11 protein-coding genes and 2 tRNA genes are annotated in these 11,221 nt (G+C 33.5%); 9 read left to right on the top strand and 4 right to left on the bottom strand.

What is annotated here, in order from left to right; translation table 11 throughout:
• Window positions 1-278 precede the first annotated feature (278 nt).
• The 3 genes from M0Q24_RS10665 to M0Q24_RS10675 all read left to right on the top strand — a co-directional run bounded on the left by M0Q24_RS10665 (window position 279) and on the right by M0Q24_RS10675 (window position 3,795).
• Window positions 279-355, top strand: a tRNA-Glu gene (locus M0Q24_RS10665).
• A gap of 30 nt (window positions 356-385) precedes the next feature.
• Window positions 386-461: transfer RNA gene (locus M0Q24_RS10670), tRNA-Val, on the top strand.
• 301 nt (window positions 462-762) lie between these two features.
• Window positions 763-3,795: an HNH endonuclease gene (locus M0Q24_RS10675; protein WP_295050523.1), complete on the top strand. Its 3,033-nt coding sequence runs from the start codon at window positions 763-765 to the stop codon at window positions 3,793-3,795.
• Window positions 3,796-4,142: 347 nt separating this feature from the next.
• Here the strand turns inward: M0Q24_RS10675 and M0Q24_RS10680 are convergent, their stop codons facing one another.
• The 3 genes from M0Q24_RS10680 to M0Q24_RS10690 form a co-directional block, all read right to left on the bottom strand.
• The gene (locus M0Q24_RS10680) at window positions 4,143-4,385 is read right to left on the bottom strand and encodes an addiction module protein (protein WP_295050505.1); all 243 of its coding nucleotides are present in this window, start codon (window positions 4,383-4,385) and stop codon (window positions 4,143-4,145) included.
• Between the two features lie 106 nt (window positions 4,386-4,491).
• A complete protein-coding gene (locus tag M0Q24_RS10685) occupies window positions 4,492-4,932 on the bottom strand; it encodes a hypothetical protein (RefSeq protein WP_295050507.1) in 441 nt (146 codons plus the stop codon).
• A 103-nt stretch (window positions 4,933-5,035) separates the two neighbouring features.
• Window positions 5,036-5,665 (bottom strand): hypothetical protein, encoded by a 630-nt coding sequence (locus M0Q24_RS10690; protein WP_295050509.1) that lies wholly within the window; start codon window positions 5,663-5,665, stop codon window positions 5,036-5,038.
• Between the two features lie 753 nt (window positions 5,666-6,418).
• Here M0Q24_RS10690 and M0Q24_RS10695 point away from each other — a divergent pair.
• Window positions 6,419-6,892, top strand: coding sequence for a DUF2231 domain-containing protein (locus M0Q24_RS10695; protein ID WP_295050511.1), 474 nt, complete (start codon window positions 6,419-6,421; stop codon window positions 6,890-6,892).
• A gap of 58 nt (window positions 6,893-6,950) precedes the next feature.
• On the opposite strand, the gene M0Q24_RS10700 is transcribed toward M0Q24_RS10695, so the two are convergent.
• Window positions 6,951-7,862 (bottom strand): hypothetical protein, encoded by a 912-nt coding sequence (locus tag M0Q24_RS10700; RefSeq protein ID WP_295050513.1) that lies wholly within the window; start codon window positions 7,860-7,862, stop codon window positions 6,951-6,953.
• A 240-nt stretch (window positions 7,863-8,102) separates the two neighbouring features.
• On the opposite strand from M0Q24_RS10700, the gene dapE reads away from it, so the two are divergent.
• The 5 genes from dapE to M0Q24_RS10725 form a co-directional block, all read left to right on the top strand.
• Complete coding sequence (dapE, locus tag M0Q24_RS10705) at window positions 8,103-9,200, top strand: succinyl-diaminopimelate desuccinylase (protein ID WP_295050514.1); 1,098 nt, start codon at window positions 8,103-8,105, stop codon at window positions 9,198-9,200.
• Window positions 9,201-9,203: 3 nt separating this feature from the next.
• Window positions 9,204-9,623, top strand: coding sequence for a thioredoxin family protein (locus M0Q24_RS10710; RefSeq protein WP_295050516.1), 420 nt, complete (start codon window positions 9,204-9,206; stop codon window positions 9,621-9,623).
• Window positions 9,624-9,642: 19 nt separating this feature from the next.
• Window positions 9,643-10,017, top strand: coding sequence for a Rid family detoxifying hydrolase (locus tag M0Q24_RS10715; protein WP_295050518.1), 375 nt, complete (start codon window positions 9,643-9,645; stop codon window positions 10,015-10,017).
• Window positions 10,018-10,193: 176 nt separating this feature from the next.
• Complete coding sequence (locus M0Q24_RS10720; protein WP_295050520.1) at window positions 10,194-10,793, top strand: TetR/AcrR family transcriptional regulator; 600 nt, start codon at window positions 10,194-10,196, stop codon at window positions 10,791-10,793.
• On the top strand, window positions 10,786-11,221 hold a 436-nt coding region (locus tag M0Q24_RS10725), incomplete at its 3' end, for a TolC family protein (protein ID WP_295050521.1). The genes M0Q24_RS10720 and M0Q24_RS10725, both read left to right, overlap by 8 nt.

Raw genomic sequence — 11,221 nt, forward strand, 5'->3', positions numbered from 1 at the left:
GTTCGAGTCTCGTCCACCGCGCCATGTTACAATATGTACGCGAAACGAATAAAGTCCGTTTCACTACGTTAACACTAGGTTTTACTCAGCGTAAGGCTCATCGAACTTGTTCGATTTTAGTATTAACTACAAGATATATTTTTTATTATTTGTACTAAAAATTTGATAATATGTCAAAACTTTAGGCACAACTAATTCAAAAAACAAGTTTTTTTATTGCACCGAAATTTTCAGTCAATTTCAAAACAAAAACTTATAAGCCTTATGTTTATGAAAGTGACCCTTTCGTCTAGTTGGCCAAGGACGCTATCACTTCATGGTAGAGACAGAGGTTCAAATCCTTTAGGGGTCGCCATTATTCTGGTGTAATAAATAGTTTAAAGATGGGCGTTTAGCTCAGTTGGTAGAGCGCTACCCTTACAAGGTAGATGTCACTGGTTCGAGTCCAGTAATGCCCACCATTTTTTGATTATTTGCACCGAAACTTTCGGCTCACATACTATAGTATGCTTCGCCAAAACTTTAGGCACAACTAATTCAAAAAACAAGTTTTCATCTTTACACAGAAACTTCTAACTCACAGACTTTAGTATGCTTCGCTAGAACTTTAGGCACAACTAACTCAAAAACAAGTTTTTTATTCATCCTCAACATTAAATTTTAACAGTACAAATCAACTTACCAAATAAATCTCATTCCTCTTAGTTTTACGTACTTTTATATGATATAATTGCCACATATTTAACAGTGGAAAAGTACTATATGCTCTCATCAGATCTCAGTTCTATACTTAATAACAAAGAAAAATTATTAACTCAAACATATTTTGAACTCCAAACTCATTTTGAGAAAAAATACGGCAAAAACAGCGTTGTTTTTATGGAGATTGGTACTTTTTTTGAGGTCTATGAAGTTAACAATGATGAGATGCAAGTTGGTAAAGCAAAAGAGATGGCTGAGCTTTTAAATATTCAGCTTACTAAAAAAAACAAAAGCATAGTTGAAAACTCAGATAGAAATCCGCTCTTAGCAGGTGTTCCAGCAGTCTCATTTGAGAGGTATTTAAACCGTCTTATCCAAGAGCAAAAATATACCATCATCATCGTAAAGCAAAAAGGAAATCCTCCAAAGATTAGCAGATATATCTCTCAAATCGTCTCACCAGGGACAAATTTTGAGCATATAGTAGATAACGATGACAACTATATTGTCTCTGTCCTGGTTGATTGTTACAAGGGGATCTACAATGTTGGATATTCTGCCATAGATGTCACTACTGGCAAGACTTGGCTATATGAGACGCATGGAACAAGTGAAGATCCAGCTTACGCGCTTGATGAAGTCTTCAATCTTTTAAACATATATAGAACCTCAGAAGTTGTGCTTACTTTTTTAGATGGAGTGAGTGATCAAAGACATGTTTTGCACTATCTTGAAGTTGCCGAGCACTATCACTACTGTATAAACAACGAGAGACCGCGCATAGAGTTTCAAAATGAACTTTTCAAAGAAGCCTACCAGATCCAGTCATTACTCTCTCCAATAGAGCACTTAGATCTAGAGAGAAGCCCGATGATAACGGAGTCTCTTGCCATTTTGATTCACTTTGTAATAGAGCACGATATACACATAGTTCAAAAACTAAACACTCCTAAACTTATAGATAACCGCCGTTTTATGTACCTTGGAAACAACGCACTAGAGCAGGTTGGTGTCATCTCAAAAGATAGAAATGAATTCACACTTTTAAAGATGATGGACAAGAGTGCTACTGCAATAGGGCGAAGACTTTTAAAAGAGAGGCTTTTAAACCCCATCATAGAAAAAGATGAGCTTGAGAGAAGATACAACCTAATAGAGAAAGTCTCATCACACACACGCTTTTTAGATGAGACAATGCGCGGGATCTATGATCTTGAAAGACTCTCTAGACGCTTAAATCTTGGGAGACTTCACCCTTTTGAGATGAACCACATCTATGAGTCGATGTTAAATGTAAAAGATTTGACACTCTACGCTAAAAAGCATAAGATCCAGCGCACTCCTTTTCATGAGAGTGAGCTCGATGAGTTTTTAAGAGAGATAACAAAAAGTATTGATCTAGATATTTCTCGTCGTTTTACAAACAACACAGTTGATGAGAACTTTTTGATGCAAGGGGTTGATGAGGCAGTAGACATCCTAGTTGAGCAAAATGCAACTATGCTTATAGCCTTTGAGGACATCATGGTTAAAATCGAGCAGATGTTAGAGAATACAAATGCAACTACATCTAGCCGTTTTGTTACACTTGGGCTTTTAGAAAAAGAGGGTTACTACATCTCTCTTAGCAAGACTCGTTTTTCTATGATAGAGAGTGAGTTTAAAAAGCATGAAGAATTTTGTAACTTTAGTGTTAAGAAGCTTACTAATAGTGTGAAGATGACCTCTACTTTTACAGATACTCTCTCAGACAATATTATGAAAAATCGTAGAAAAATTGTAGTCTTAGTGAGAGACAGATTTTTAAAACTTCAAGCTCTTTATGAGAAGCGCTACTCTCTGCTTTTTGATAGAGTTATCTCATACATCTCAGATCTTGATGTTGCGGTGAGTTCATCTAAAGTGGCACAAGAATATAACCACTCAAGACCTATGATCATCGACGCTAAAGAGGATGAAAACTTTATGCAAGTTATGCAACTCAGACATCCTCTGATAGAGACTCAGCAAAGAGTAGGGATCTATGTTCCAAATGACATTGTTATGGGTAATCGCGAATATATGGATCTGCCACACCCAAACTCTGTCATGCTTGAAGTTGGTGTGCATGATGGACACGATATAAATGGTGTGCTTTTGTATGGCATCAACTCAAGTGGAAAATCTTCACTTATGAAGAGTATCGCCATTGCAGTTTTGATGGCTCAATCTGGTTTTTTTGTAAGTGCGTCTGTTATGAAATTTTCTTTGTTTGACTCTCTTTTTACTCGCATAGTCTCTAAGGATAACCTTGCTAAAGGGCTCTCAACTTTTGCAGTGGAGATGCTAGAACTTAAAAATATTTTCAACCGTGCAACAGTTAAATCTCTAATACTCGGAGATGAGATAAGTCACGGAACTGAGACACTCTCAGGCGTTGCAATAGTCTCATCTGCCATTATAAAACTCTCACAACTTAGATCTCTCTTTCTCTTTGCAACTCACCTGCACCAACTCTCTAGCATGAAAGAGATAAGCTCACTTGTAAATGTTGTAAACTTGCATCTTAGTGTTGAGTATGATGAAGTAAAAGATGCCCTTGTCTTTAATAGAGTGCTTCAAGCTGGAAGTGGAAGTAGCATATATGGTTTGGAGTTTGCAAAGTCTTTGCATATGGATGAAGATTTTTTAAGCATCGCAAACAAGATAAGAAAAAGACTTGCAAATGACTTCGATGAGTTAGAACTTTTAGTAAAGAAAAAAACAAGTAAGTACAACAAAGAACTATACGTGACAAAGTGTGTGATCTGTGGAGCTATGGCAGAGGATGTACATCACATATCACAACGCTCACTAGCCGATAAAGCTGGTTTCATAGGTCACTTTCACCAAGATAGTAAACACAATCTCATCCCACTTTGTAAAGACCACCACAACGAGATCCACAATGGAAAACTCAAAGTTGATGGCTTTGTTATGACTTCAAAAGGGCTAGAGTTGAAGTTCCAAGAGCAGATGAATAAACCAAAATCTACTGAAATAGAAGAGCCAAAAATCAATGAGCCTAAAGCTCAAGACACATCTGATGAGTTTGTTTTGGATGATTGGGATTAAGGGTTGTCATGAGCTAATAAAGGACCGCTAGATAATTTATTGGCTACTATGTTTTGTTGTGTCTTTGTGTCAATTTTTTTGGATTTTGTTTAGTATGAAATATAGCTAATATTATTATAATATCTTCAAATTGTTCATATATTATGATGTATGGAAACTTATTAATTACAACTTTTGAGATGTTTTGGTCTCATATTGATATAAATTTGGAGAATTTAGAATGTTATTAAATTGTTTGTCAATATGAGATAAAAATCTTTTTCCTAGTTTTTGGCTTATCTCAAAGTAATGGTCGAGTGCAATTCTTAAATCATTTTCTGCAAGAGGATGTAGTTTTAAAGTCAAAATTATCTTTCTAAATCACTTTTTATATCATTCCAGTCTCTACCAATAGAACGATTTTCGTGAAATGAGTTTATTCTAGAGGCAAGTTCTTTTTTTTGTTCTTCACTAAGCTCAGAAGTGCCATTTATTTGAGAAAAATCATGTATGTCATTATCAACAATAGACTTCAATGCTTTCATTATCTCATCTTTTGAGCCATTAAAAAATTTTTCAATTTTTGGCTCTTGTATTGATAACTGTATCATAAATATCTCCTAGCTTTTTTTCTTTATTGTGTATTATAGCACAATGAAAATTGCTTATAATTTTTACTTTACGATGTAACGTTTGTCGTGAGCGATAATTTTCCCGCTAGGGTAAATTATTGGTCTCCTCGTTTTTGTTAGGTTCTTTTTTTACTATTAGTAATGTTAACAATATAATGATTAAAGATAGTGGCAAATAAAAAATCCATAATAATGACAAATCTACATATTTCAAGTATTTTAAATAAGCAATACAGCTAATTGAGCCAATTAAAACAATATTAGCAGTACTCAATAGATATAAAAGTACAGGCTTAATTGTTTTTTTAATTAGTGATAAAAGTAATGTTATATAGTGCGGTAATGCAAAAAATATATAGTTAAAAAATAAAATCTTAAAACCATCAGATGTATTATTATTCGTAACTTTTTCTGCAACATCAGTATTATTACTTGATGTTGCAGATGATATAAGTAAAAATAGTACAAAAACAAAGAGAGGAAATAGTAAATGTAAAAAAACTTTTATTTTATAACTTACTTTCAATTTAGTTTATCTCCTTGATTTAACTGTCAAATGTTGTAACCTAACGGTTGACTTGAGAAATAGTTTCGCCCGATAGGGTAAACTATTTCTCTCCAATGTTTTGTTAGCTTTTTTCTTCTAAGCTGCTATGAACAGTAGGAGTAAATCCTTTCCTAAACATTTCAACGTATGATTTTGGTGTTAAAACTGTAACATCTTTATTAGTAATATTTATGCTTGTTGGTTCATAACCTTCAAATGTCCATTTGAATATTTTATTGTTCCAAATAAGACATTGAATAGAATCAATTTCTATCATTGTACCATTTGGCAATAAATTCATTTTATCTTGGTATGTAACTTTTTGTTTTTTGCTGATTCTATCTTGATGAATGATTTTATCAATATTAGCTATGCTTGTTGAATTATCAAGAAGTAAGTTTTGATTTGCTTCTAGCCATTTTTCTTTAAATTCATTATATCTTTGTCTTCTGCATTCTGCACAAGGACGATGCCCTGCTGAAAATGCAGTAGCTTCATCTAAAAAAAATAATTCTGTATATCTTCCCTTTGCCATTAACTCTCTTTTTCTGCCTTTAAATTCTAATTGGCAAGTAACCCATCCCTTTATTTTAAAAGGTGCAATTATTTCTTTTTCATCATTGTGAATAATTCCACGATTTCCAAGAAAAGCACCTCTTGATTTTACTGCTTTTAATTCTCCATTTGGATCAACTCTATTTTGTAATGGCATTGTTTTCCTTTGGTAAGCTAACGGGGGCGCGGGTGAGTAACTGCCGTTGGAAAACCTTTAGGTTTTGCAATGGTTGCTTGCTCCTCCCGCTTGTTATCTGGCGCTGTGCGACAGATGACTAGCGGGTGTTCAACCCGCGCCCCCGTTATCCGGTCGCGTAGCGAGCGGATAACTCTTTAATCAAACACATTATATGTAAAAAACCTTAATACACATGATTAACTAGCATAATTTTTGTGTGTTAAAAATAGAGAAACAGCAAAAAGTATTATTATCTGATTAAGATGCTCAAAAGCGTATATGCTTCTTAAAATTTTAGTGTATGTTTAATGCCATATATTTAAATAACTCAACACTATGTGTGTTAATTGGCAAATTTCTTACATAACATACAAGATGTTGTTAAGTCATGAATACAAATCAAAAGCCTTGTATAATCATAAGAGTTAGATAGATATCATTCATAAGCATAAAAACTCCAAAGGTGCTATTTTAATAGCATACAAAAAGAAGCATATATGGATAAATCTACAGCTAGTGAACTAATAAAATTTATTTGGTGCTAGGCTAGTTTTTTAGGATTTACTTCTAAATTTATGAGTAGATTAAGTGAAAGTCAATTCACTTGAATAGGTGCTAAATAGGCACTTTATGACTGTTTTGCTCTTTGGTGTTAGTTATTAACTGTATTTAATATTGTATTAATTTTCTTGATACTATAATCTTCCTATTCTCTAAAAAAAAGGAAGAAAAATGAATATCTTACATCCACCATTTGTACACTTCGTAGTCGCCCTGCCTATAATCGCTTTGTTTTCTCAATTTACATATTTTATTACAAAAGATATAGCCTATTCCAAAGCAGCATTTCGAATTGTTGGTTTTGCAATGTTTGTATCATTTCTCGCAGCAATCAGTGGAATAGAAGATGCACAAAAGATAATGGAAAATAATTACATTGTCCAAGAAGGGGTAAGTGCTTTAAGCACTCATAAGATATTTGGTTTTTTTGTGGTAGCTATTTTGGTAATCACTTCTATAGTTAAATGGTTTGCTATTTCTAAAGAATCTGCTCTTTATGAAAATATTTCTTTTATATTGATTATAGTTTTATTGGTAGTTTCACTTTATCAAGGTAGAAGTGGGGGAATGCTTGTTTACAAATATTCTGCAGGTATCAATAATGATGTTGTTATACAAAGAACTCTTGAGCAGAAAAAAGAGTAGTCTCTTTTATAAACTTCCCATCCAAAAGATGGGAAGAATAGGTAGTGTTTTAGAGTAACTACTCTGCAAGTTCACTAAGAATATTTTGAAACTTATCTTGAGTTTGGCGAACTGCTTTAATTGTCGCTTCTTCTTTGATATCTAAATCACCGATCCAATTTTCTATAGATGGGTAAGCTATATACACAGTGTCATCATCTTTTTTCTTATACATAACTACTGAAAAAGGAGCATAAGCACCAGCTTCTGGATGGTTTTTAGATACTGGATATATGGCATTAAATCTGATTATAGAGTATGTATCGAAGAAATCATAATCATCATGCTCAAATGTATAAGACTTTGGAACTAAAAATCCAACTGGACTTATTTCAGCTTCAAACTCTTCTTTAAAACTCTCTTTTAGCTCTTCATATGTATCACCATCTTCAAGTGCAAACTCTGTTGTAAACTCAGTTACTAAGGCTTCACTTGTTCCATGGTTTACACTTAAGTATTTACCATTTGGTAGTGCTTTATGCAGTGCTGCATCTACTAACTTTGAGTATGCTACTAGATCCGGATTTGTAGCAGGAATCTTTGTGATTCTAGACATACCGTACAAAGAGAGCGTAGAAACGTTAATATTGTCTTTTGCATCTACATAGATTGACATAGTAAGTGGTGTTATGATACCAACACTTGGATACTCGTTCATAAGTTTTTTTAGCAATTTATCATTAGTAAATATTGCTAAATTGTAGCTTTTATGATGTACGTTGTCATATCTTTTGGAAAAAATTGAGTTCATATCATTATTTACATCAACTTTTAACCCAACATCTCCAAAAGCTTTTTGAACTGTTTTAGCATTTATAGCACCATTGGAATTTTCAACACTAAATATTTGAAGACTTTGCTCACTTGCCGAACATAGACTTGCACCTAATGCTAAAATCACACCTGTAAAGATCTTAAAAATCTTTTTCATCACTATCCTTTAAATTTGTATGATAAGATTTTACTATATTAATATTTGAACCATCTTAACAAGAACGACCTTTGCGATGGAAGGTTAAAAATCTACACTTGAGTATGAATCTACACTTTTAAACTCAAAAACAGTATAATAACTTTTTTTAAATGAGGAATATAATATTAAAAAATCAATTAAATTAGCGACTATGAAGTTTAGTAGATACACACAAGAAACTCAAAATAAGAGTAGTTTGTGAGTGTAATTGAACTTTTGAAGTATCTTATATCTCAAAAGAGCGAGACACCAAATGATGGTGGCATTTTGGACTATATAGAGAGCTATTTACCAGAATTTACAGCTAAGCGTGTAGATATTGGAGGTGTAAAAAACCTCTTTATATATAAAAAGTTTGCTGAAGGCGAGCATCTCTGTTTTGCTGGACATGTTGATGTAGTTCCTGCAGGTGAGGGTTGGAATACAGATCCTTATGAAGCTATAGAGAAAGATGGTTATATTTATGGTCGTGGAACTCAAGATATGAAGAGTGGCGTAGCGGCATTTACTCAAGCTGTAAAAGAGACAAAAGAGTTTAAAGGTACACTTTCACTTTTGCTGACTTCCGATGAAGAGGGCGATGCAGTAGATGGAACTATAAGAGTTTTAGAGTATTTAGAAGATAACTTTATGCTTCCTGATGCTGTGATTGTGGCAGAACCAACTTGTGAGAGGAGTTTTGGAGATGCCATAAAAGTAGGAAGAAGAGGTTCTATAAATGGTTATATAACTTTAAAAGGAAAGCAAGGTCACGCAGCTTATCCAAACAAAACAATAAATCCAATTCACAATATCGCTCCAAGACTTTTAAATATGGCGGGGATAGATCTAGATCCAGGAGATGAGTTTTTTAGCCCTAGCAAGTTTGTTATAACTGATATTCGCGCAGGTATGCAAGTAACAAATGTCACTCCAAATGAGTTAAAGATGATGTTTAATGTGAGAAATACAACTCTTACAACTCAAAAAGAAGTTCGAGAGTTTGTAGCTAAAAACTTAGAGGGTTTAGATTATGATCTAAAACTTACACAAGGCTCTTATCCTTTTAAAACAGATACAAAAACAAAGCTTGTAAAAAAGATTGATGAGGCGATAAAGAGCATAGTAGGTAAGAGAGCTAAACACTCAACTGCTGGAGGAACTTCAGATGCAAGATTTATCTCTGCAAAGGGCGTAGATGTTGTAGAATTTGGGGTCATCAATGATACAATTCACGCAGTAAATGAGAGAACTAGTGTTAGCGAAGTAGAAGGACTTTATAGAGTCTTTAAAAAACTTATAAATATTTGGGAGTAGGGCATGAAATATATAATAGTTAGCATCATCTTTTTATCGTCACTTATGGCAGCTGAACTTAACTGGTTGAGTGAGTATGAAGAGGCTGTTGAAATTGCAAAAAAAGAGAAAAAAGATATCTATGTTTTGATTACATCAAGTAGTTGTCGTTGGTGTAGAAAGTTCGAAGACACTACACTTCAAGATGAAAGAGTGTTAAAACTTTTAAGAGAAAAATATGTTTTAGTTCAAGCAGACAGAGATATGGATACTTTGCCAGAAAACTTCAACATCAGAAGTGTTCCAAGACACTACTTTGTAACTTCTAATGAGAAGATAATCTTTACTTTTGCAGGCTACTGGGATGAGCTAGACTTTAGATCATATCTAAGAGATGTTGATAAAGAGAGAGCCATAAAAGTAAAAAAAGGCGAGATTAAATAAAATTAAGGAAAACTTACTAATGAAATTCGTACAAACAAACAAAGCACCTTCGGCAATAGGACCTTACTCACAAGCAGTTGTGGCAAATGGGATGGTTTTTACCTCTGGACAGATTGCACTTACTCCTGCGGGAATTATGTTGGAAAATGATGTTGTGATCCAAACAAAACAAGTTTTAGTAAATCTAAAAGCAGTTTTAGAAGAAGCAGGAAGCTCAATGTCAGAGGTAATAAAGACTACTATTTTCATAGCTTCTATGGATGATTTTGTTACAATTAATGAGATCTACGAAGAGGCTTTTGGCTCTCATAAACCTGCTCGCTCAACTGTAGCGGTAAAGACTCTACCAAAAAATGCATTAGTTGAGATAGATGCAGTTGCACTTGTAAAGTAAATATGTGACTTTTTGGCGAGGTTGAAACCTCGCTTTCGATGGCGTTTGCACTTTGATCTTCGCCTAAATAACTTCTTTATTTTTATATAAATTTTACTATATTAATACCTAGTTAAGAAAAAAACTATACAATTCTTTTTTAAATGACCGACGGTCAGTCATTTTAAAGGAAAGGCATGGCAATTATTGTAGATAAGGTACAAAAAAGAAAAGATATTGCACTAGCTTGTAAAGATATATTTGTAGAAAAAGGCATAAAAGAGTTAAGCGTATCTCAAATAGCAAAGGCTGCTAAGATAGGCAAGGGCACTATATATGACTACTTTTGTAACAAAGAAGATATAGTCTTTGAGATAGTAAATATTTTAATGAAAAAGTATAAAAAATCTTTAACAAAAAAGATAGAGAGTGCAAGCTCTACAAGGGAGAAGATAAAGCAATTTTCATCTATCTTTTATGATGAAGATGTCTCTGACCTAAGGGCTATATATAAGGAGTTTATCTCTATCTCTTTGAGTAGCCCAAACAAAGAGATGATGGAGTTTCAAAGCTCTTATGCAAAAGATTACTATGAGTGGTTTGTAGATGTTTTAAGAGATGGTGTGAAAAGTGGTGAGATAAGAGAGGGTTCTGAGGGCTTTGCAAGAGGGCTTTTTGTACTTGCAAAAGGTATGTTTATCTCAAGCTCGTCAACAAATACTATAGAAGATGTAAAATTAGAGATACATAAATTTACAGATGCTTTGTTTGATATTTTGGAGGAAAAAAATGACTAAATTACTACTGCTGGTTATTCCAGTATTTATATATGCACAGAGTTTAAAATCACTGCTTGATTTTGCAACTACTAACAATAAAATGGCAATTTCAAAAGATCTACAAGAGATGGCTAGAGAAAAAGAAGTAGAGTCTTCTAAGAGTGAATACTATCCAAAGATAGATGCTGGTGCTTTTTATAGCAGAGATGATGATAGATCTAAGAATATTCCTGGTGATACTTATAGCGGCTATGCAAAGATCTCACTAGATTTATATAGTGGTGGGGAGACACAAAACACTATAAAACAAAACAAAGAGCTCTCCTTATCTGCGAAATATAACTCCCTTTCATATAAAAAGAGTTTGCAACTAAGCATTACTGAGGATTACTACAATATAAAAAGTGATGAAGCTACTCTAAATGCACTAAAAGACAAAGAACTTC

Origin of the sequence: Sulfurimonas sp. (assembly GCF_023228785.1) — a bacterium.
Taxonomy (GTDB): Bacteria; Campylobacterota; Campylobacteria; order Campylobacterales; family Sulfurimonadaceae; genus Sulfurimonas.

Coding starts and splice junctions, on each gene's coding strand:
- M0Q24_RS10695 (WP_295050511.1), top strand. CDS start 6,419: ATGAATATCTTACATCCACCATTTGTACACTTCGTAGTCGCCCTGCCT.
- M0Q24_RS10680 (WP_295050505.1), bottom strand. CDS start 4,385: ATGATACAGTTATCAATACAAGAGCCAAAAATTGAAAAATTTTTTAAT.
- M0Q24_RS10675 (WP_295050523.1), top strand. CDS start 763: ATGCTCTCATCAGATCTCAGTTCTATACTTAATAACAAAGAAAAATTA.
- M0Q24_RS10710 (WP_295050516.1), top strand. CDS start 9,204: ATGAAATATATAATAGTTAGCATCATCTTTTTATCGTCACTTATGGCA.
- M0Q24_RS10700 (WP_295050513.1), bottom strand. CDS start 7,862: ATGAAAAAGATTTTTAAGATCTTTACAGGTGTGATTTTAGCATTAGGT.
- M0Q24_RS10720 (WP_295050520.1), top strand. CDS start 10,194: ATGGCAATTATTGTAGATAAGGTACAAAAAAGAAAAGATATTGCACTA.
- M0Q24_RS10715 (WP_295050518.1), top strand. CDS start 9,643: ATGAAATTCGTACAAACAAACAAAGCACCTTCGGCAATAGGACCTTAC.
- M0Q24_RS10690 (WP_295050509.1), bottom strand. CDS start 5,665: ATGCCATTACAAAATAGAGTTGATCCAAATGGAGAATTAAAAGCAGTA.